Source organism: Myxococcus sp. CA056 (genome assembly GCF_013336715.1).
Taxonomy (GTDB): Bacteria; Myxococcota; Myxococcia; order Myxococcales; family Myxococcaceae; genus Myxococcus; species Myxococcus llanfairpwllgwyngyllgogerychwyrndrobwllllantysiliogogogochensis.
The window spans coordinates 591,907-612,893 of record NZ_JABUMT010000005.1 but is presented as its reverse complement, the minus strand read 5'-3'; the positions used below and the strand labels follow the sequence as shown (position 1 = coordinate 612,893).

The 20,987-nt window shown below is 68.6% G+C and carries 20 protein-coding genes; 2 read left to right on the top strand and 18 right to left on the bottom strand.

What is annotated here, in order from left to right:
- Positions 1–80 precede the first annotated feature (80 nt).
- The 12 genes from HUA76_RS24645 to HUA76_RS24590 all read right to left on the bottom strand — a co-directional run bounded on the left by HUA76_RS24645 (position 81) and on the right by HUA76_RS24590 (position 11,741).
- Positions 81–962: a ribonuclease H-like domain-containing protein gene (locus tag HUA76_RS24645; RefSeq protein ID WP_141648043.1), complete on the bottom strand. Its 882-nt coding sequence runs from the start codon at positions 960–962 to the stop codon at positions 81–83.
- Positions 962–1,390 (bottom strand): (deoxy)nucleoside triphosphate pyrophosphohydrolase, encoded by a 429-nt coding sequence (locus HUA76_RS24640; RefSeq protein WP_174462225.1) that lies wholly within the window; start codon positions 1,388–1,390, stop codon positions 962–964. Before HUA76_RS24640 ends, HUA76_RS24645 begins: the two co-directional genes overlap by 1 nt.
- Positions 1,387–2,550 (bottom strand): PQQ-binding-like beta-propeller repeat protein, encoded by a 1,164-nt coding sequence (locus tag HUA76_RS24635; protein ID WP_174462224.1) that lies wholly within the window; start codon positions 2,548–2,550, stop codon positions 1,387–1,389. The genes HUA76_RS24640 and HUA76_RS24635 overlap by 4 nt, the downstream gene beginning before the upstream one ends.
- 10 nt (positions 2,551–2,560) lie before the next feature.
- Positions 2,561–3,361 carry a tetratricopeptide repeat protein gene (locus HUA76_RS24630; protein WP_174455505.1) on the bottom strand — a complete coding sequence of 267 codons (801 nt, stop codon included), beginning with the start codon at positions 3,359–3,361 and terminating at the stop codon, positions 2,561–2,563.
- Between the two features lie 103 nt (positions 3,362–3,464).
- Entirely contained in the window at positions 3,465–4,844 is a 1,380-nt protein-coding gene (gene der, locus HUA76_RS24625) for a ribosome biogenesis GTPase Der (protein ID WP_174462223.1), read from the bottom strand.
- Position 4,845: 1 nt separating this feature from the next.
- Positions 4,846–5,790 carry a GTPase Era gene (gene era / locus HUA76_RS24620; RefSeq protein ID WP_174455503.1) on the bottom strand — a complete coding sequence of 315 codons (945 nt, stop codon included), beginning with the start codon at positions 5,788–5,790 and terminating at the stop codon, positions 4,846–4,848.
- Between the two features lie 123 nt (positions 5,791–5,913).
- Complete coding sequence (locus HUA76_RS24615) at positions 5,914–6,465, bottom strand: peptidylprolyl isomerase (protein WP_174455502.1); 552 nt, start codon at positions 6,463–6,465, stop codon at positions 5,914–5,916.
- A 79-nt stretch (positions 6,466–6,544) separates the two neighbouring features.
- The gene (locus HUA76_RS24610; protein ID WP_174462222.1) at positions 6,545–7,270 is read right to left on the bottom strand and encodes a peptidylprolyl isomerase; all 726 of its coding nucleotides are present in this window, start codon (positions 7,268–7,270) and stop codon (positions 6,545–6,547) included.
- Positions 7,271–7,314: 44 nt separating this feature from the next.
- A complete protein-coding gene (rnc, locus tag HUA76_RS24605; RefSeq protein WP_174455500.1) occupies positions 7,315–8,124 on the bottom strand; it encodes a ribonuclease III in 810 nt (269 codons plus the stop codon).
- A 9-nt stretch (positions 8,125–8,133) separates the two neighbouring features.
- The gene (locus HUA76_RS24600; RefSeq protein WP_174455499.1) at positions 8,134–8,997 is read right to left on the bottom strand and encodes a hypothetical protein; all 864 of its coding nucleotides are present in this window, start codon (positions 8,995–8,997) and stop codon (positions 8,134–8,136) included.
- Positions 8,997–10,142, bottom strand: a complete 1,146-nt coding sequence (locus tag HUA76_RS24595; RefSeq protein WP_174462221.1) for an acyl-CoA dehydrogenase family protein — start codon at positions 10,140–10,142, stop codon at positions 8,997–8,999. The genes HUA76_RS24600 and HUA76_RS24595 overlap by 1 nt, the downstream gene beginning before the upstream one ends.
- Positions 10,143–10,211: 69 nt before the next feature.
- Positions 10,212–11,741, bottom strand: a complete 1,530-nt coding sequence (locus tag HUA76_RS24590; RefSeq protein WP_141645879.1) for an acyl-CoA carboxylase subunit beta — start codon at positions 11,739–11,741, stop codon at positions 10,212–10,214.
- 206 nt (positions 11,742–11,947) lie between these two features.
- Here HUA76_RS24590 and HUA76_RS24585 point away from each other — a divergent pair, with 206 nt between their 5' ends.
- Entirely contained in the window at positions 11,948–12,307 is a 360-nt protein-coding gene (locus HUA76_RS24585) for a YtxH domain-containing protein (RefSeq protein WP_141645878.1), read from the top strand.
- A gap of 109 nt (positions 12,308–12,416) precedes the next feature.
- On the opposite strand, the gene HUA76_RS24580 is transcribed toward HUA76_RS24585, so the two are convergent.
- Positions 12,417–13,193 (bottom strand): enoyl-CoA hydratase-related protein, encoded by a 777-nt coding sequence (locus HUA76_RS24580; RefSeq protein WP_174455498.1) that lies wholly within the window; start codon positions 13,191–13,193, stop codon positions 12,417–12,419.
- A gap of 102 nt (positions 13,194–13,295) precedes the next feature.
- Between HUA76_RS24580 and HUA76_RS24575 the strand changes: the two genes are divergently transcribed.
- Positions 13,296–15,257 carry a TIM44-like domain-containing protein gene (locus tag HUA76_RS24575; RefSeq protein WP_174455497.1) on the top strand — a complete coding sequence of 654 codons (1,962 nt, stop codon included), beginning with the start codon at positions 13,296–13,298 and terminating at the stop codon, positions 15,255–15,257.
- Positions 15,258–15,359: 102 nt separating this feature from the next.
- On the opposite strand, the gene HUA76_RS24570 is transcribed toward HUA76_RS24575, so the two are convergent.
- The 5 genes from HUA76_RS24570 to HUA76_RS24550 all read right to left on the bottom strand — a co-directional run bounded on the left by HUA76_RS24570 (position 15,360) and on the right by HUA76_RS24550 (position 20,978).
- The gene (locus HUA76_RS24570) at positions 15,360–16,871 is read right to left on the bottom strand and encodes a methyl-accepting chemotaxis protein (protein ID WP_174455496.1); all 1,512 of its coding nucleotides are present in this window, start codon (positions 16,869–16,871) and stop codon (positions 15,360–15,362) included.
- 155 nt (positions 16,872–17,026) lie between these two features.
- Positions 17,027–17,995, bottom strand: coding sequence for a hydroxymethylglutaryl-CoA lyase (locus HUA76_RS24565; RefSeq protein WP_141645874.1), 969 nt, complete (start codon positions 17,993–17,995; stop codon positions 17,027–17,029).
- Entirely contained in the window at positions 17,988–18,716 is a 729-nt protein-coding gene (locus HUA76_RS24560; protein ID WP_141645873.1) for a class I SAM-dependent methyltransferase, read from the bottom strand. The genes HUA76_RS24565 and HUA76_RS24560 overlap by 8 nt, the downstream gene beginning before the upstream one ends.
- Positions 18,717–18,812: 96 nt before the next feature.
- On the bottom strand, positions 18,813–20,006 hold the full coding sequence (locus HUA76_RS24555) for an aminotransferase class I/II-fold pyridoxal phosphate-dependent enzyme (RefSeq protein WP_174462220.1): 1,194 nt from the start codon (positions 20,004–20,006) through the stop codon (positions 18,813–18,815).
- A 39-nt stretch (positions 20,007–20,045) separates the two neighbouring features.
- A complete protein-coding gene (locus HUA76_RS24550) occupies positions 20,046–20,978 on the bottom strand; it encodes a phosphatase PAP2 family protein (protein ID WP_141645871.1) in 933 nt (310 codons plus the stop codon).
- Positions 20,979–20,987: the final 9 nt, after the last annotated feature.

Below are 20,987 nucleotides of genomic sequence, written 5' to 3'. Positions count from 1 at the left end.
CCCATGAGGCCGGTTGTTCACCGGAAGAGAGTCCCAGGGGGGCGAATCGCCGAGGCACCCTGCCCGCCCTGCTCAGGAACTCAGGGAAACTGCTCTTCGGCCCGGACGCGCTCGAGCGTCTGAAGGTCCCGCTCCGTGGGGCCCAGCTCCAGGATGATCCGGCTCACGTCGTACAGCACTTCGCCACGCTCGAACACGGGCAGCCGGGGCACGTCCTGATTCAAGTCATCGGCGCCGCGGTTGTAGGCCACGTCCATCAGCGTCCGGAGCTGGAAGGAGTCGTAGAGGTTGTATTCCACCAGGAACCGCAACGCCTCCACGTCACCGCGCCGCGTATACGCACGCCACAGCAGCACGGCGTCGTAGCCGTTGACGCCCTTCATGTGCGGCGGACGCTCGGCGCCAATCTTTCCTTCGATCTCCTTCAGCCCGCCGCCCAGTCCCAGCCGACGCGTGACGAAGCGCAGATCGATATGCGCGTCCGGTACCGGAAACCGCCCCGCGCCAAAGTAGTTGCGCAGCACCGGCACATCGAACGTGGACCCGTTGAAGGTCACCCACAGCCGCCGCGCCGCCATGGCCTCCGGCAGCGCGTCCATGTTCCGGCCCTGGATGAACACGTGCAGGCCCGTGGCATCGAACAGACTCACCACCGTGGGTGCCTGGGCCTCGCGGCCATCCGTCTCGATGTCGAAGTAGACGGCGTCCTGGTGGAACTCGGGATACAGCCGCCAATGCTCACGGGGCGGAATCAGCTCCGCCAGCCGGCGCAAATCCCTCCGCTCCAGCGCCTCACGACCCAGCGCGAGTCGCTCCCGCGCGATGTCGTCCGTCTTCCGGGTGATGGCCACACCCTCGCCGGCCGCCGGATAGTCGTCCCACGTCTTGAAGCCGCGCGCCCAGAGGTCCTTCTCGCGCCAGGGGCCCACGCCGGGGATGTGCTGGAACGTCCGCTGGAGCATCAATCGAGCGCGCCCAACCTTCCCGCCACCAGTTCCTCCAGGAGCGGAATGTCCGCTTCGCAGAAAGGCAGGGACTGCATCTCCCCGGGCGTCCGGAACTCGAGCGCATTCGCGCCCAACGGCTTCGGCTCACCAGAGAGCATCCGCGCCGCGTAGAGCACCAGCTCCACCGTCAGGTCCGGGTACTCGTGGCGGCCTTCCCACAGTCGCCGGCCCACGGAGAGCTCCACATCCAGCTCCTCGCGACACTCCCGGGCGAGCGCGGCTTCGTCCGTCTCGCCAGCCTCCACCTTGCCACCGGGAAACTCCCACAGGAGCGCGCGGCTTCCACCCGGAAGCCGCTGCTGCACCAGGAAGCGCTGGGCGTCGAGGCGACCTGGAATCAGCGCCGCCACCACGCGGACCGTCCGGGTCGCCACCGTGGTCACCCCTTCAGCCCGTTGAAGTCCAGCGAGTAGAGCCACCCGTTGTTGGAGAGCACGAACAGCTTCGAGCCCGCCACGAACGGCGTCGCGGAGACGCCGTCACCGGGGTTCCACGACACGCGCGCCTGGCCCGTCTTCGGGTCCAGGAACAGCAGCGACCGCTGGATGGGAACAATCAGCATTCCCTTGGAGAACACGGGCGTCTGGCCCGACCTTTCGCCCAGGGGGTGCGACCAGAGGAGCCGTCCGTCTTCCGCCAGGTAGGCGTCCACGCGGCCGTCGCCCACGGTGAAGAGCATCTGCCCCTTCGCCAGCAGCCCCGTCATGCCGGACACCGAGCTGGTCCAGACCAGCTCTCCGGACTCCGCCTCCAGCGCGAAGAGGCCATTCTTGTACGACGCCACGTAGAGCTGCCCGTGGTCATCCAGCGCGGGCGCGGTGTCCACGTCCAGGAACTCGGAGCCGCTTCCCGACAGCGACTTCTCCCAGTTGGCGCCGCCGTCCTTCATGTTCAGCGACACGATGTAGCCGTCGGAGAAGCCCACGTAGACATTGCCGTCGCGAACCAGCGGCGTCGACGCGCCTCGCACCGTGAAGCCCGACGGCGGGTCCCTGCGGTACTGCCAGGCCCAGACCCCGTCCTCGACCTTCACCGCGAACAGGGTGTCGCTCTCCGAGGCCACCAACACCAGGCCCTCGGCGATCACCGGCACCGTGGCCAGCGACTCACCCGCCGCGTACTGCCACTTCTGATCTCCAGTGGCCGCGTCCAGCGCGTACAGGGTGCCGTCACCCCCGGGAACGAAGGCCACGCCGTCGCTCACCTGGGCCCCCGCCGCGAAGCGGGTCGTCGTCCGCTTGGACCACTTGATCTGACCGTCCGGACCCACGCCGCGGATGACGCCATCCCGCGTGAGCGCGATGACCGTCTTGCTCTTCGCGTCGTACGCTGGCGAGGCGACCTCGCGCGGCGCGTACTCCAGCAGGGTGGGCGCCACCAGTGGCGCCCACCAGTCCACCGAGAAGTAGTCCACCGGAGGCGCCAGCTCCGTGCGGGGCAGCTCCGGATTGCCGTAGCGCGGCAGGGTACTGCAACCGCCCAGGAGACCGACCGCCACGGCACTCCCCAGCCAACGCCTCCAGCTCACGAGCTGCTTCTTCATAACGTGCGCGCTACCCCGCGTCAGTGACGGCGGCCGGCGCGGGCGCCGGGGCCGGGATCTTCACGCCCTGCGAGGCCAGCACCGCCAGCCGCTCGCTGGACAGTCGCGCCGCCGTGGTGTTCGCGTGGTCCGTGGACACCTTGGACAGCACGGCCGCGGCCTCGTCCTTCTTGTCCTGCGCGATGAGCATCCGACCCTTGTGGTAGTCGCCCATGCCGGCCAGGAACTCACCGCCGCCCGCCGCGCCCATCTGCTCGAAGGACTTGATGGCCTCGTCGTACTTCTTCTCCGCCTCGAAGGCGTAGCCCTGTCCCTCCAGCGCGCCCGCGCGGAGCGGGTCGTTCTGGGCGGCGCCCTTCAGGAAGTCGCTGAACGCGGTCTGCGCGTCCGCGAAGCGGCCCAGGCGGAACTGCGCCTCGCCGAGCGACAGCGCCGCAGTCGTCGCCGACCGCGTCCCACCGTGCTCCTTGCGGAAGTCCGACAGCGCCGTCACCAGCGCCTCGTCGCGCTCCTTCACGTTCTTGAAAGGCGTCTCGGTGTCGCCGGGCTGCGCGGGCTGCACGCCCTCCACGGGACGATCCAGCACGGCGAGCGCCTGGCCCAACGCCTGGCCGGCCTGCGCCTCGCCGCGCTTGGACACCTCGCTGGCGATGGCCACACCCACGCCGCCCAGGATGATGACGGCCACGGCGATGCCGATGAGCTTCTGCCGCTGGATGAGCCAGTCACGCGCGTCAGCGCCGACCTTTTGGAAGGTGTCCGGCTGACGAAGCTCCTGCTGGCGAATCTTCTCGGTCTTGGTTCCAGCCACGTCGGTCAACCTCTCTCTGCGCTTCGGTGCTCTACCCTGTCGGAGAGCGGAAGAGCGGCGCACTGTACGGAGCGCGCGCCGCGAGTGTCAACGCACGGACGCTTCAGTGCTTCCCCTGATGGCTCGGCCTCTTTCGAGCCGCCCGCTTCGCCTGTCCGGGCCGCTCCCGGAACACCAGCCGGATGGGCACGCGCAGGTCGAAGGTCTTCCGGAGCTGATTGGTGATGTACCGCTTGTACATGTCAGGCACGCCCTCCGGATGGTTGCACGTGAGGGCGAACGTCGGCGGCGCCGACGTCACCTGGGTGATGTAGTACAGGCGCAGCGGCTTGCTCCGGACGATGGGCGCCGGGTGGTTGTCCACCATGTACTCCAGGAGCCGGTTGAGCTGGGGCGTGGGGGCCCGGAACCGGAACTGCTCGGCCAGCTCCACCGCCGCGTCCATGACCTTCTCCACCTTGGAGCCCGTCAGCGCGGACGTGAAGATGATGGGCGCGTAGCCCACGAACTTCAGCGAGTGCCGGAGCGACTCCCGGAACGCCTCCTGGCGGCGCTGATCCGCGTCGATCAGGTCCCACTTGTTCACCACGATGACCAGCGCCCGGCCGCGCTCCTCGGCCAGGCCCGCCAGCTTCGCGTCCTGGTCCACCGCGGGCTCCGTGGCGTCCATCAGCAGCACCGCCACGTCGCTGCGCTCCATCACCTTGAGCGCCGCGATGACCGAGTACTTCTCGATCTGGTGGGCAATCGTCTTCTTGCGCCGGATGCCCGCGGTGTCCGTGAGGAGCAGCTTGCGGTCCTTGTACGTCAGCGGCGAGTCGATGGGGTCCCGCGTCGTCCCCGGAATCTCGCTGGCCACCACCCGCTTCTCCTTCAGGATGGCGTTGACCAGGGTGCTCTTGCCCACGTTGGGCCGGCCGATGATGGCCACGCGGATGATGCCGTCGTCCGGCGGGGCCTCGGCGTCCTCGCCCTCTTCCTTGGGCGGCAGCTTCTCGACGACTTCGTCGAACAGCCCGGGCACGCCCAGGCCATGCTCCGCGGACATGGCGTGCACCTCGCCCAGGCCCATCTTGTAGAAGTCCGCGGTCAGCGACTGCATCTGCCCGCTGGTGGTGTCCAGCTTGTTCACCGCGACAATCACCGGCTTGCCGCTCTTGCGCAGGTACTTCGCCACCGCTTCGTCAGCGCCCGTCACGCCCTCCCGGCCGTCGGTGACGAAGATGATGACGTCACACTCCTCCACGGCCAGCTGGGCCTGCTCGCGCACCTGCTTGAGCAGCGAGTCCTTCTCGCCGGGGACGAAGCCGCCGGTGTCGATGAAGGTGAACGCCCGTCCACCCCACTTCGCGTCCGCGTAGTGGCGATCCCGCGTCACGCCCGGCTGGTCCTCCACCAACGCGATGCGGCGACCGATGAGGCGGTTGAACAGCGTGCTCTTGCCCACGTTGGGGCGTCCGACAATGGCTACCAGGGGCTTCATCTCAGTCGTATCCCAGCTTCTTGAGGCCTTCGGGGCGCTCGCTCCAGCGCGGCTCCACCCGGACACGCAGGTCCAGGTACACATGCGCGCCCAGCAGGCGTTGCACGGACTTGCGCGCGTCCGTGCCAATCGTCTTCAGCATCTGCCCCTGTTTTCCAATGATGATGGCCTTCTGGCTGTCGCGCTCCACGAAGATGGAGGCGGCGATGCGGATGAGTCCGCCCAGCTGGCCCGGAGGAGTTCCCGGCCGGGGCTCGCGCTCGGACTCGTCGAAGATGTCCACCATCACCGCGGTGGAGTACGGAATTTCCTGGCGGCAGTGCCGCAGCACCTGCTCGCGGATGTACTCGCTCACCAGCGTCCGCTCCTGCTGGTCCGTGAGCATGTCCTCGTCGAAGAGGTTCTCGCCTTCCGGCAGGTGGCTCAGCACCGTGGTGAACAGGCGCTCCACGCCGTCCTTCTCGCGCGCGGAGATGGGGACCACCTCCGCGAAGGGGAACTCCTGGCGGTACAGGTCGATGAGCGGAAGGATGGCTCCCTTGGGGATGGAGTCGATCTTGTTGATGACCAGGAAGGTGGGCTTGCCCAGCTTCTGGAGCCGCTCGAGGATGATGCGGTTGCCCGGGCTGACCTCGGGCTTCTCGCCGGCGGGCGGTTCAATCAGGAAGAGGACCAGGTCCACCTCCTCCGCGGCCTGGATCGCCGTCTCCACCATGTAGCGGTTGAGCTCCCCCTTGGCCTGGTGGATGCCGGGGGTGTCGAGGAATGCGACCTGCCCTTCAGGGCGGGTCACGACTCCGAGGATGCGGTTGCGCGTCGTCTGCGGCTTGCCGGAGACGATGGCGATCTTCTCACCGGTGAGCGCGTTGAGCAGGGTGCTCTTGCCCACATTGGGGCGTCCGATGAGCGCGGCGAAGCCGCTGCGGTGGTTCTTGGGAGAGGCCATTGCTTCGAAGGTGGTCTGGGAGTCCCTGTGTGGCTGGGAGCCCCTGAGGGGGAACTTCCAACAGCGCCCTATAACAGACCACCACCCCCGGCATCTGCCCGGGGCGGTGGTCAGGCGGGCGGCCTACGGCTGGGTCGTCGAGATGGTCAGCTTGTTGACCGTCACGGGCGTGCGGGGACGGTCATCACCATCCCGGGCCACCTTGCTGATCTTCTCCACGATGTCGTAGCCCTTCACGACCTCGCCGAAGATGGTGTGCTTGTTGTTGAGGTACGTCGGCTTCGACGTCGTCAGGAAGAACTGGCTGCCGTTGGTGTGCGGCCGGCCGATGTTCGCCATCGCCAGCAGGCCCACCTTGTCGAACGTGCGGCCGGACTGGAACTCGTCCTTCACGTTGAAGCCGGGGTTGCCGCGGCCGGAGCCGAGCGGACAGCCGCCCTGAATCATGAAGTTGTCGATGACGCGGTGGAACACGGTGCCGTCATAGAACGGGCGCTTCGTCTTCTCCTGCGTCTTGGGGTCCGTGAACTCCAGTTCCCCCGTCGCCAGGCCCACGAAGCTCGCCACCGAATCCGGGGCGTCCTTCGGGAACAGCTTCACGACAATCTGCCCCTGCGTGGTGTCGAAGGTGGCGTAAAGGTCATTGCCCGCGCGGGCCTCGTCCGTCATTCCCATGCTGCCCTCCCGTCTTGCTTGATGGACCCGCCGAAGCAGCGGGTCCGTTTCACGTCCACTGCCCTAAAGTCCCGCCAACCTACCGGGAGGACTCGGGCCGAGCGCCCTGGGGCTTCGGCGTCACCGGGGGCTTCACCGGGGCATCCGCCGCCGGTCCCTTCCGGATGACGACGCCCGCGGGCGCCTTGTCGCTCAACTCCACCCGGGTGAGCACCACCGGCGTCTGCGGCCGGTCGCGGTTGTCCCGAGGCACCGCGCCAATCTTCTCCACGACGTCGTAGCCCTTCACCACCTCACCGAAGAGGGTGTGCTTGTTCGTCAGGTGGTCAGGCGCGCTGGTGGTGATGAAGAACTGGCTGCCGTTGGTGCCCGGTCCCCGGTTGGCCATGGCCAGCTGCCCCGGCTTGTCGAAGACGTGGCCGTTGTTGAACTCGTCCTCGAAGCGATAGCCCGGGTCGCCCGAGCCCGTCCCCGTCGGGTCCCCTGCCTGAATCATGAAGCCCGGGATGACTCGGTGGAACACCGTCCCGTTGTACAGCGGCTGCTTCGACATCTCTCCGGACTTGGGGTCCCTCCACTCCTTCTCACCCGTGGCCAGACCCACGAAGTTCGCCACCGTCTTCGGGGCGTCCTTGGAGAAGAGGCGGACGGTGATGTCGCCCTCGCTCGTCTTCAGCGTGGCGTAGAGGTCCTTGCCGGCCGTCACCTTCTTCGTCCACTTGCCGGGAGCCGCGGCGACAGCGGTACCCGCCACCAGGCAGGCCACCAGCGCGAACGTCAGACGGAGGGGTGAGGAGGGGCGCATGGGCGCGGCACCTTATTCCCCACCCCCTTCCCCACCAAGGGGTTTCACGCCGAGGTGTCGTCCGGTGGCACTTCCGGGGTGGGCGCCTCCACCGGGGGAGGCCCTCCCTCGGGGGGCGGAGGGGCGGCGCTCGCGGCGGTGGCGGCGTCCTGCTTGATGCGCTCCAGGGTGGCCTGCGCCGCGCACTGCTCCGCTTCCTTCTTGCTGCGGCCGGAGGCCCGGGCGAAGGGCGCGTCGCCCAGCGTCACCTCCACCTCGAACACCTTCGAGTGCTCCGGGCCCGCCTCCGAAATCACGCGGTAGCGAGGCGACAGCTTGAGCTTCTCGTGGGCCATCTCCTGGAGGAGCGTCTTGTAGTCCAGCCTCCCCTGGCCGCTGGAGACCTCGTCCAGCAGCTCCGCGAAGCACCGGTCCACCAGGGCCACGGCGGGCTCCAGGCCCGCGCAGAGGTAGACAGCGCCGAAGACGGCCTCGAGCGCGTCCGCCAGCACGGAGTTCTTCTCGCGGCCGCCCGACAGGAGCTCGCCCCGGCCCAGCAGCAGCAGGTCCCCCAGGGGGATGGTGCGGGCCACCCGGGCCAGGCCGTCCTCGTTGACGATGCGGGCGCGCATCTTGGTGAGGTCGCCTTCGGGCATGCCTGGGAAGCGCTCCATCAGCCGGTGGCTGACGGCCAGGTTCACCACCGAATCGCCCAGGAACTCCAACCGCTGGTTGTCCTTGAGGTCCTTGTCCCGCGTCTCATTGACGTAGGTCTTGTGGGTCAGGGCCTCGAGCGCGATCTCCCTGCGCGAGAACCCCAGGCCCAGGCGCTTCTCCAGGGCCTCCACCCGCTCCGACACAGTCAGCTTCTCCACGGACGTCTTTCACTCCTGAGGCGCGTCCGGTCCGACCAGCCTCACGGCTTCGGGACGAACTTTCAGCAGCGCCGCCACCATCCGGACAATGCCCGGGAATTCATCCAGCTCGAACCGGCCCGCCCACACCTTGCCCTGAGCCCCCGCCAGCAGGCCCCGGAAGGTGCGTCCCGCCACCCTCGCGGCGGCGAAGCGATACGGCCGGCCCTCCACCTGCAACTGCGCCAGCAGCTCCAGGCTGCTCCGGGGCGGAACCAACGACTCCGCGCCAAACTTCTCCACGATGTCTGAAAAACGCACCAGCCCCGCGCCCGCGGGCGAAGGCTGTGGACGGCTCGCCGGCTCACCCAGCAGCGCCGCCAGATACCCCGTCAGCGCGGCGCGCTCGCGGAACTCCGACAGCTCCAGCGTGTGCCCCGCCCCCCCGGAGACCTCACCCGCGTCCCGCTGGGCGCGGGCGATGCGGAAGTTGCCCAGCCGGTCCGCCGCGAGCAGGACGGAGAGGTCACCCTCCACCACCTCGGTGGTCAGCTCCAGGGTGTCCTGGTCCACGCGCGGCACCAGCCCCAGCACCTGGAGCTCCGCCGAACGACGCTGGACATGGAAGATGTGCTCGTTGAAGGCGTCCGACAGCAGCGCTTCGATATCCGCCACGTCGCTGAGGGCGCCGACGAGGATGGGCGCGAGTCCCACCACCGCCGCCGGGGAGATGGGGATGAGCCGGTCCCCCATCACCTGGAAGGTCACCTCGGCGATGAACGCCTTGGTCACGGGATTGACGAGAGGAGACGACTCCAGGTCCAGCACCGCTTCGATGCCGGCCACATCCTCACGTACTTGAAGCCCGAGTCCCTCCAGCCGTGCCGTGTCCATCAAGCCCCTTTGAAGGTCTCTCTCGCGATGATGGTGCGTTGGATCTCGCTCGTTCCCTCTCCAATTTCACACAATTTGGCGTCGCGGAGGTAGCGCTCGACGGGGAATTCGCGGGTGTAGCCATAGCCTCCGTGGATCTGCACCGCCTTGGAGGCCGCGCGCATGGCGACCTCGGACGCGAACAGCTTCGCCATGGAGGCTTCCTTGGAGTACGGCTGGCCCGCATCGGCCATTCGCGCCGCGCGGTGGACGAGCAGCCGCGCCGCGTCCGTCTCCGTCTTCATGTCCGCCATCATCCAGCGCAGGGCCTGGAACTCGGAGATGGGCTGGCCGAAGGCGGTGCGGTCCTTGGAGTAGCGCACCGACTCCTCCAGCGCGCCCCGGGCCAGGCCCACCGCCAGCGCGCCGATGGTGATGCGGCCCTTGTCGAGGATCTTCATCGTGTCGATGAAGCCGTGGTCGACCTCTCCGACGCGGTTCTCGTCGGGGACCTCCACGTTCTCCAGCACCAGCTCCGCCGTGTCCGACGAGCGCATGCCCAGCTTGCCGTGGATGGCGCGCTGGCTGAACCCGGGCATCCCCTTCTCCAGGAGGAACGCGGTGACGCCCTTCTGGCGCTTGTCCGGAGACGTCACCGCGAGCACGACGAAGACGTCGCCCACGGTGCCCTGGGTGATGAACATCTTGGTGCCGTTGAGCACCCAGTTCTTGCCCTGGCGCACCGCGGTCGTCTTCATGCCGGACGCGTCCGAGCCGGACCCGGGCTCCGTCAGGCCCCACGCACCCAGGGCCTCCGCGGAGGCGAGCTTGGGCAGGTACTTCGCGTGCTGCGTCTCGTTGCCAAAGACGCGCAGGTGGCTGGTGCCCAGGCCGTTGTGGCTGGCCACCGTGAGGGCGAGCGAGCCGTCGTAGCGGGCGATCTCCTCCACGGCCACGGCCACGGCGAGCGAGTCCATGTCCGCCCCGCCGTACTTCTCCGAGACGAGGATGCCCATGACGCCGAGCTGGCCCAGCTCCCGGACGACTTCCATCGGGAACTTCTCCTCCTTGTCCCACTGGCCGGCGAAGGGCTTCACCTGGCGCTCGCAGAAGTCGCGGAGGGAGGACTGGAGGGCGCGATGACTTTCGGGGAGTTCAAAGTCCATGGTCGGGAGGATCTATAGCAAAGGGTCCCGGAAGGCAGCGGGCCTTCCGGGTAGGGCAAGATTCTCTACTCAAACGGGATAGACGCCGTGCTTCTTTTCGGCACGAGGCGTCTGGCGCGAGGCGTACAGCCCGTAGCGCTGGGTCAGCTCGTGACGCAGGCGCTCACCGGGGACGATGTCATCGATGACCAGCTCGCTGGCCAGCTTGTAGATGTCCACGTCCGCCTTGTACTCGTCGCGCAGCTTCTGGACGTAGGCGGGGCGCTCGGCCTCGGGCAGCTCTTGAATCTTGTTGTAGTAGACGGCGTTGACGGCCGCCTCCGGGCCCATGACGGCGATCATCGCCCCGGGCAGCGCCAGGGTGGCCTCCGGCGCGAAGCCCGGGCCGCTCATGGCGTAGAGACCGGCGCCGTACGCCTTGCGCACGACGAGGCAGATGCGGGGCACGCTGGCCTCGGACACCGCGGAGATCATCTTCGCGCCGGAGCGGATGATGCCCGCGCGCTCCACCTTGGTGCCAATCATGAAGCCCGGCACGTCCGCCATGTAGAGCAGCGGAATGTTGAAGGCGTCACACAGCCAGATGAACCGGGCCGCCTTGTCCGCGCTGTCCACGAAGAGCACGCCGCCCTTGTACTTGGGCTGGTTGGCGATGATGCCCACCGGACGACCGTCGATGCGGGCAAGGCCGGTGATGAGTTCCTGGGCGAAGAGCTTCTTCACCTCGAACCAGCTCCCCTCGTCGATGAGCTCGGTGATGAGGGCGTGCATGTCGAAGGGCTTGTTCTGGTCGACGGGGACGATCTCCTCGACCTTCTTCCCGCTGGCCTTGGGCGCCTTGGACTCCGCGCGCGGCGGCAGCTGGCTGCAGTTCTCCGGGAAGTAGCTCAGGTAGTTCTTCGCCGCGGCGATGGCCTCCTGCTCCGTCTTCACCAGCACGTCGCCACAGCCGGAGATGGAGCAGTGCATCTTCGCGCCGCCCATCTCCTCGAGCGTCACCTTCTCGCCAATCACCATCTCCGCCATGCGCGGGCTGCCCAGGTACATGGAGGCGTTGCCGTCCACCATGATGACCAGGTCGCAGAACGCGGGGATGTACGCGCCACCGGCGGCGGAAGGTCCGAAGAGCAGGCACACCTGGGGCACGTCCCCGGACATGTGCACCTCGTTGTAGAAGATGCGTCCGGCGCCCCGGCGACCGGGGAACATCTCCACCTGATCGGTGATGCGGGCTCCCGCGGAGTCCACCAGGTAGAGCAGCGGGCAGCGCAGCGAGCGGGCGGTCTCCTGGATGCGGAGGATCTTCTCCACCGTGCGGGCACCCCAGCTGCCGGCCTTCACCGTGGAGTCGTTGGCCATGATGGCCACCGTGCGTCCGGCCACCTTGCCCAGGCCGATGACGACGCCATCCGAGGGCAGCTCCCCGTCCAGGTTGTTGGCGAGCTTCGCGTCCTCGACGAAGGAGCCTTCGTCGACCAGCAGGCGGATGCGCTCCCGCGCGAACAGCTTGCCGGCCTCCTGGTTCTTCGCGTGGTACTTCGGCGCGCCACCCTTCTCCACCTGGGCGATCTTCTCGAGCAGTTTCGTGTCTTGGGACATGGCCCGGGCGACATAGCAGAAAGGTCCACGGCTGGCTGCTCTCTCACCGAGGGCTCGACGCACCCTGTCGTCCAGCCGATGACGCGCCGAGCGAACCCCAGGGTCCGGGGGGTGGCGGCGCGGGCTCCCCTGCCTACCTTCAACGCTCGAAGGAGACGCTCCGCGGCGCGGCGCGTCCCCGACCAACACTGGCCCAGGAGGGATGCATGTTCGCGAAGAAGAAGGCGAAGTGGACGGCGAAGGGTTTGGCCAAGAGCGAGCTGTACCGCAAGTGGATGGCGCACAAGCTCCTCGACGAGCTTCCCCGCGTCGCCCGGAATCGCTGGGACGACTTCGAGCCGGATGATGCGCTGCGGCACGTGGGTCTGACGACCTACAAGCCGGGCCGCGCCGGGCTGGGCAGCCTGGGTCTGTTCCTCATCGGCGCGGTGGCGGGCGGCGTGGCGGCCCTGCTGCTCACCCCGAAGACGGGCGACGACCTGCGCAGCCAGGTGAAGGACAAGGCCATGGGCTACATGAACAAGCAGAACATCGGACTGGCGCCGGAGAAGAGCGCCAGCGCCTAGCGAGTGAGACTGCCTCGTCGCGCGGGCCACTCGTTCGCGAGGGTCCGACCCGACCAGGGTCACGAGGGCGGGGTCCGCGAGTCGCGGGCCGCCGCCCTTCGTGTGTTTCTCAGCGCCCCTTGAAGACGGGGGGACGCTTCTCCGCGAAGGCACGCAGGCCCTCGAGCCGGTCCTCCGTCTTGAGGACCTCTTCGTACTTGCGCAGCTCCAGCGCGAGCGCGTCGTCCAGCTCCAGGCCCATGCCCTCGTCGATGGCGTGTTTGGCCGTGGCCACCGCGATGGGGGCGTTGTCCACCACCGACTCCGCGAGGCCGTGCGCGACCTCCAGGAGGTGCCCTTCGGGCGCGAGCCGGTTCACCAGCCCCACGGCGAAGGCCTCCGCCGCGTTGAGGCGCCGGGCGGTGAGGATGAGGTCCTTGGCGCGCCCCGGGCCCACCAGTCGCGCCAGCCGCTGCGTGCCGCCGCCTCCGGGGATGATTCCCAGCTTCACCTCGGTGAGCCCCAGCTCGGCCGCCGGGGCCGCCACGCGCAAATCACAGGCGAGCGCCAGCTCGGTGCCTCCACCGAAGGCCGCGCCGTTGATGGCGGCGATGAAGACGCAGTCGCTCTTTTCAATCGCGCGGAACGTCTTGCGCAGCCCGTCGAGGAACGCGCGCACCTCGTCCTCGGCCATGCCCGCGCGCTCCTTGAGGTCCGCGCCCGCGCAGAAGGCCTTGTCGCCCGCGCCGGTGATGACGACCGCGCGAACCTGGTGCCCCGAGGAAACCCGAGCGACGAGCGCGCCCAGCTCCTGGAGCATGGCGCGGCTGATGGCGTTGCGGCGGCCCTCGCCGTCGATGGTCCAGATCTCGATGGCACCGCGTGCGTCGACCTTGAATTCCGGCATATCCGCTCCCCTTCCAGGGCCCGCCCGGCGGGCCGCTCTGGGACGCGGCAGAGTGCGGCGGGAAGGCGGGTCTGGCAAGGCGGAAACGGTTAGCATCCCCTCATGCCTTCGCCGCGCACCGTGCTCCGACAGCTCGCCCCGTGGGCCTCCTGGTGGCCCTCGGCCCTCGCCCTGGTGGCCCTGGCCCTCGTTCCCCTGGACGCCCTGGCCCGGGGCGGTGGTGGCGAGCACTACACGCGTCCCTCCTCGGACCGCGACGGCGGTGGCGATGGGATTCCCATCTGGATCCTCTTCGAGGCGTTCCGGCTGGTGTTCCGCTACCCGAAGGTGATGATTCCGCTGCTGGTCATCTGCGGCGTCGGGTACTGGCTCTACAAGCGCAACCTCCACCCGACGGCCACCACGCGCAAGGCGTTGGACCAGTACGAGGCGGACCAGCGCACCCAGGTGACTTCGCGCGACGTGTCCGGCTGGGTCAACGCGCTCAAGCTGAAGGACCCCGCGTTCGAACTGGAGCCCGTGCTCGGCAAGGTGCGCCGGCTGTTCATGGACCTGCAGCAGGCCTGGTTCCGCCGCGACATGACGCCGGTGCGGCCCTTCCTTTCGGACGCGACGTGGCAGCGCTTCGGCGTGCAGCTCAAGCTGCTGGATGCGCAGGGCATGCGCGATGCCATCACCGACATCGAGGTGCTCGACGTCCAGCTCATCGGTCTGGAGCAGAGCGAGTGGTTCGACAGCATCCAGGTCCGCGTCCAGGCGCGGATGCGGGACACGGACGTGTCCGCGAACGACACGGATGCGCAGGCGGTCGAAGCCGCGCGCAGGGCTCGGATGGAGACCTTCACGGAGGTGTGGACCTTCGTGCGCAAGCCGGGCGTGCAGACGCGCATCGGCGCGGACCTGTTCCAGGGCAAGTGCCCCAACTGCGGCGCCCCGTACAAGGGCGGTGCGGCCAACCGCTGCGAGTTCTGCAACGCGGTGGTGAACTCCGGCAACTACGACTGGACGCTCACGGAGATAACGCAGGGCGTGGAGCACTCGCGCTACCACCGGACGGTGGACGGGCTGATGCAGGCGCGGCAGGACGACCCTGCACTCAACCTGGAGGTCCTGGAGGATCGCGCGTCGCTGCTGTTCTGGAAGTGGATCGACGCACAGAGCCGGGGCGACACGAACGGCCTGTCCAAGGTGGCCACGCCGGATGCACTCGGGACGCTGAACTCCGACCTGGACGCTTTGCGTCGCCAGGGCCGGCGGAGGGTGTTCCTGGAGTGCGCGGTGGGCTCGGTGGATGTGCGGCTGCTGGAGGTGGACCCGCGAGGGTATGACCGCGCGCACGTGGAGATCCGCTGGAGCGCGCGCATGGGTGTGGGCCCCGTCAACGAGCGTCCTCCGCAGATCCCCACCCTGCCCCAGCGCTTCGTCTTCACGCTGGTGCGCAAGCATGGCGCGCGGACGAACACCGCGAACGGCGTGTCCACGGACCGCTGCCCTCAGTGCAACGCGCCGCTCACCGACAGCGCCGCCACGGCGTGCGAGTTCTGCGGCACTCAGCTCGCCAATGGTGAGCGGGACTGGGTGCTCGCGTCCGCGCTGCCCTTCGAGGCGTGGAATGTCCGCGAGGGAGCGAGCAGCTACCGGGCGCCGCCTGCCCGCGCGCCGGTGGCTCGGCCGTCAAACGGTGCGCCCGCGGTGGCCTCGTCGGGGAACGGCACGGACGCGGTGCTGGATGTCCAGGAACGGCATCGGCTGCTCTACATGATGGCCGCCATCGCCGCCTCCGACGGCACCGTGACTCCCGCCGAACGCCGGCTACTGAAGCTGTGCGCCGAACGCTGGGACGTCGAGTGGTCTCAGGTGGAGATGGCCCTCAACGCGGGGCCGCAGCTCTTCGAGCGACTGGTTGCCCGGGGCAGCCCCGAGGCGGAGGTCTTCCTGCGCAACATCGTCGAGATTGCCCTGGTGGATGGCCGCATCGACCGCAAGGAGCGCCGCATGCTGGAGTCCGCGGCGGGCCACCTGGGCCTCCAGGAGAAGCTGGCGTCGATGATCAGCGACCGTTGAAACGGCAGGGGGCGGGCCACCGAGCCCGCCCCTCCGGGAATCCGGCGAGACACACTCCGAGTATGATTACTGGGAGTGAAATCCAGCCCTGGGCCCGAGGGCTCAGGAGGGGCGGTGTGACTCGGGCTGATAGGTCTGGATGACCCGCTGCACCCGGTCGGTGACGGACTGGAGGGCAACGGTGGCTGAGGCGGCGGAATCCAAGCGGCCCAGGGTCTCCGTCATCATCGCGGACAGGTCATTCACGGCGCTGAAGAGCTGCGAGACGCCCGCCGCCTGCTGCCCCACCGCCGCTGAGATGCGGCGCACGCTGTCGGTGCTGTTCTCCATCATCGAGGTGAGGCCACGAAGGCTCTCGCCGGACTCGCGCACCACTTCCAGGTCCATCGACATCCGCTCGGAGCCCCGCTTGCTCGCGGTCATCACCGCCTGGATGGACTTCATCGTTTCGTCGAGGATGACGCGCACCTCGCCCGTGGCCTGCTGGGACTGGCGCGCCAGCCGACGCATCTCGGTGGCGACCACCGCGAACCCCCGGCCCGTCTCCCCCGAGCGCGCGGCCTCAATCGCGGCGTTGACGGCCACCATGTTGGACTGGTCCGCCAGGTCCTTCACCGTGGCGGCGATGTCGTTGAGCTTGCGTGCCCGCGCGCCCAGTTTCTCGAGCTGACCGGACAGCTCCGACGCCTGCGACCGGATGCCCTCCAGTCCCAGCATGCTCTTGCCAATCATCGCCTGGGCCGTGGTGCCCGCATCGCCCGCCTGGGTGGTGGACTCCATGATGACCTCCGCCTGCCGTGAGGTCTCCTCCGACGTGCGCTGAATCTCCGTCGCCGTCACCTGTGTCTCGGACAGCGCCTGCGCCTGCCGCGACAGCATCCGGCGCTGGTCCTCGGTGGTGATGGTCAGGGAGAGCATCGCCTCGGTCAGCTCCCGAGCGGAGTCCATCAGGGGCTCCACCACCCTCGCCTGGATTTCCCCCTGCGCCAGTTCCAGCCGCGCCTGCCGCGACGCCAGCTCCCGCAAGTCCCTTCGTCCGCTCAGGCACGTCAGGATGAGGAACACGTTCTCGAACACCACCCAGCCCGCGTGCTCCAGCGGACGCCACAGGCTCACCAGGTCCGTGCCGAACACCGACTGTGGCCAGAACAGCCCGCGCGCCAGGTGGTCCACCACCACCACGCCCGAATAGATGAACAGCACGCGCAGGTCCCGGTAGACGGCCAGGAAGGCCAGCGAGCCGAAGATGTGGAAGTGCGTCTCGATGCGGCCATCGGTGATGTGGATCAACAGCCCCGAGGTCAGCGCTTGCGCCACCGCGATGGAGAAGCGCGTGGACACGCCCCCAGGACGCAGCAGGCTCAGTGACACGGGGAGGCTTGCCACCACGAGTCCGAGCACGCCCGCCGCCCAGACATGAGGGTGCACTTCACTCGAGGTCCCCGCCCACGTCCGTGGCGACAAGACGAGCGCGGTGAGGAGCGCCCCCAACCATTGAAGTCCCATCAGCACGGCGAACATCCGGTCCGTGCGGCGGTGGAGGGCAGATTGATGCGCGTCAAAGATGTCCGACGAGCGGTTCGCGAGGGCCGTCGCGTCGACCGTGTGGGTCATGAAGCAAGTCCAGGTGGGGGGTACAGGGTCGACTCCCACCCAGGCTAGCAGTGGTGCCCTCGTATCGGAACCACTGTCGAAATTTTACAGACTTGCCACCCCTCACGGAGGGAGTGACCCACGGAGCCGCTCCAGGCGAAATCCGTGGGAATGGCTCAGGTCTGCGCGCGGCGAGAGGCCTTCTTCTCGCGCTCACCCAGGGCGGCCTGGAGGTACTTGCCCGCCAGCTTCCGGCCGATGAGCTCCTGGGCAATCTCCCCGGCCTCCACCAGCCGGTCCAGGTTGATGCCGGTGTCCACGCCCATGCCGTGGAACATGAAGACGGCGTCCTCGGTGGCCAGGTTGCCCGCGGCCCCGGGCGCATAGGGGCAGCCGCCCAGCCCGCCGATGCTCGCGTCGAACGTCGTCACGCCCGCGGACAGGCCCACCAGCGAGTTGGCCAGCGCGGTGCCTCGGGTGTCGTGGAGGTGCAGCGCCAGCTTCTCCACCGGAATGTGCTGGAGGAGCGCCTCCAGAATCTCTTCCGTCTGCCGGGGCGTGCCCACGCCAATCGTGTCGCCGAGGCTGAGCTGGTAGATGCCCGCGTCCACCAGGTAGCGGCAGATGTCCACCACGCGCTCCACCGGGACGTGGCCCTCGTAGGGACAGCCCCACACGGTGGACAGGTAGCCGCGCACGCGCATCCCGGCCTGGAGCGCGGCGGACGTCACCTCGCGAGCGCCCGCCATGGCCTCGGCGATGCTCTTGTTGATGTTCTTCTTGGAGTGGGCCTCGGACGCGGAGATGAACACCGCCGCTTCCTGCAGCCCCGCCTCCTTCGCGCGCTCCAGCCCCTTGAGGTTGGGCACCAGCGCGGAGAACACCACGCCCTCGCGGCGCCCCACCAGCCGCAGCAACTCCTCCGCGTCCGCGAGCTGGGGAATCCACTTGGGCGACACGAACGACGTCACCTCGATGCGCTTCTCGCCGGCCGTCACGAGGGCGTCGATGAGCCGCGCCTTGTCGCGCGTGGGCAGCGTGCGCAGCTCGTTCTGGAGTCCGTCCCGAGGGCCGACTTCGTACACGTCCACCCGCTTCGGCAGCTGGCTCAGCAGGGTTCCACGCGCTCGTGAATTCTCAGCCATCTCGCAGCACCGCTCCCACAATCAGGTCGGCCGACAGATGCGTCAGCGGCTCGCCATCGAGCCCGCCATGCACCCAGGAGATTGAAAACCCCGTGCTTTCCAACAGCCCGGCGAGATCCGCAAGGGGATAGTAACGAATGGCGTAGGACGCATGCAGGACGCGCCCGTCCACGAGGGTGAGCGTTCGTCGCCCCACGTCACGTCCCGTCGCCGCGTCGAAGTGACTCTCCTCATCCAGCACGCCACCACCGGGAAGCCCTCGCTGGAACGCGGCGTCGGGTGACGCGGCCAGTCGTTCATGTGGCACCGTCTGGAACACCAGCCGCCCTCCCCGTCTCATGGCGCGCGCCAGCTCACGGAGGATGTGTACGTGCTCCTCGTCCGTGAAGGCGAACAGCGTGGAATACCACGCGTACGCACCGGACAGGCTCCCCTCCCGAAAGGGCAAGGCCCTCAAGTCTCCGCGCACCACGGGGAAGCCCGGGCGTCGCATCGACAGCGAGAGCGCGTCCTTCTCCAGGCCGATGACGCGACCGGCCAAGGGCCCCGAGGCCTGGAGCCGCGCGGCATGGCGGCCATGCCCGCAGCCCAGGTCCACCACGGGCCCCGGGCCGGGGAGGTCGGCGAATGCGCGCGCGAGGTAGTCCACCTCCCTCGCCGTAACGGACTCGGAGAGGAACGGCAGCGTGCTGCGCAGGTACAGCTCGCCGAAGAAGTCCACGCGCGCCCGTGGCGGCCGGGAAGTGCCGGGCCGCCCTCCTGCGAGGGGATGTAGCAACCGCGTCCGGGGCTCGCAACGCGCGCGGGCACGGCGCCGTCAGCGTCGAGTCGACAGCTTCGCGCGCAGTCGGAGCACGGCCTCATCCAGCACCGCGTCCGTCTTGCAGAACGCGAAGCGGGCGAGCCCGTGCCCCAGGTGCCGATGCTCGGGCCCGTAGAAGACACTCGGGGGAATGGCCGCCACGCCGACCTCCGACACCAGGTGCCGGCAGAAGGCCACGTCGTCCGGGAAGCCGAAGCCCCGGATGTCCGCGAGGATGAAGTAGCTGCCATCCGGGGTGTACGCCGGCAGTCCCGCCTCGCGCAGCCCGGCGAGCAGCCGCTCCCGTCTCGACAGGTAGGTCGCCGCCAGCTCCGCGAAGTACGCATCCGGCAGCCGGAGCGCCGCCGCCATGGCCGCCTGGAAGGGAGACGCCGTCGCGAAGGTGACGAACTGGTGCGCGCGCTGAATCGCATCGCGCAGCGCGGGCGGCGCGATGACCCAGCCCACCTTCCAGCCCGTGAGGCTGAACGTCTTGCCGCCGCTGCTCACCGTCACCGTCCGGTCCGCGAGCGACGCCACCGTGGCCGGGCGCACGTGGCGGGCGGGCGCGAAGGTGATGTGCTCGTAGACTTCGTCGGACAGCACCTTCACGTCATGCTCGGCGCACAGCGCGCCGATGCGCTCCAGCTCCTCGCGAGTGAAGACCTTGCCCGTGGGGTTGTGGGGTGTGTTGAGGATGAGCAGCCGCGTGCGCGGACCGAAGGCCGCGCGCAGCTCGTCCCAGTCGAACCACCACTGCGCATGCGCCGCGTCCGGTGGACGCAAGGGCACCCAGCGCGCGGTGGCGCCGACGAAGGTGATGTTGGCGTCGTACGAGTCGTAGAACGGCTCGAAGGCCACCACCTCGTCGCCCGGGTCCACGAGTCCCAGCAGCACATCGAGGATGGCCTCGGTGGCGCCGCTGGTCACCGTCACCATGGTGTCCGGGTCCACCGTCTGCCCGTAGAAACGCGCGGCGTGTTCGGCGATGGCGACCCGCAAGTCCCGGGCGCCCGAGCTCATGGCGTACTGGTTGACGCCCTCGCGGATGGCCCGCTGAGCGGCCTCCTTCACGGCGTCAGGCCCGTCGAAGTCGGGGAACCCCTGCCCCAGATTCACGGCGCCATGCTTCTGCGCCAGGGCGCTGAACTCCGAGAAGACGGTGGTGCCGAACCGGGACACGCGCTGCGACAACACGGGCCTGGACATGGGGGCTCCTGGCGGCCGGCGTCAGTCGCCGGACCGGGCTCAGGGGCGCAAGATAGCGTCCACCGGGACGGAACGCGCGGCTCTCTCGCTCTCGCGCTGGCGGGCCGCTCGGGACAGGGCCGCGGACATGCCCACCACCACCATCACCAGCGGCACCGCGCACAAGAGGTCCGTGGCGTAGTGGAAGCGCCCGGCCAGCGTCGCGACGATGAGCCCCAGGCCCGGCAGCAACATCACCCAGAACAGCTTCCGGGAGAACCGCCACGAGTAGAACAGCACCACCAGCGTGGTGCCGGTGTGGCCCGACGGGAAGCAGTCCCGACCGAAGAGGGGCCTGCGCATGATGGAGTCCAGCATCGGCGTCCACGTGCCCTGCAGCGGCCCGCTGAACGCGTCGACCAGGAAGTAGCGCGGCCCCACGGCGGGCACCAGCGAGTAGGCCGAGTAGTTGAGGATGAACAGCAGGCCCAGTCCCAGCAGGTACTCGTCGAACTCCGCCGACGCGCCCCGGGCCCGGTAGTACAGCCCGATGCCCAGCACCAACGGCCAGACGAAGTGGCCGTAGTAGCAGACCATCAACACGTCGTTGAGCCACGGCGGCACGACGTGCGCGAGCACCACCGCCGCCTGGAACCCGAAGATGCGCTGGTCCGCCGCCACGAGCTGCGCGTCGCGCAGGAACGGGTTGAGAGTGTCCACCACCGGCGACAGCCACGAGTGCGTCAGCACCGCCACGGGCAGCAACCAGAAGTCGGCGATGACCGTCAACCAGCGCTGGCGAGGGAACCAGGACTCCAACGTCCGCAGCACCAGCGGACCGGCGGCCATGGAGGCGAACAGCCCCGCGTTGGGGATGGCCTGCGGCGCCCAGCGTCCCGGCCCGAGCAGGACAAAGGCCCCGAGCGAGCACGCGATGACGATGATGAGGTCCACCGCCCCCAGCCGGACCTGCGCATCACGAGGGCCATTCATGGGGACGGA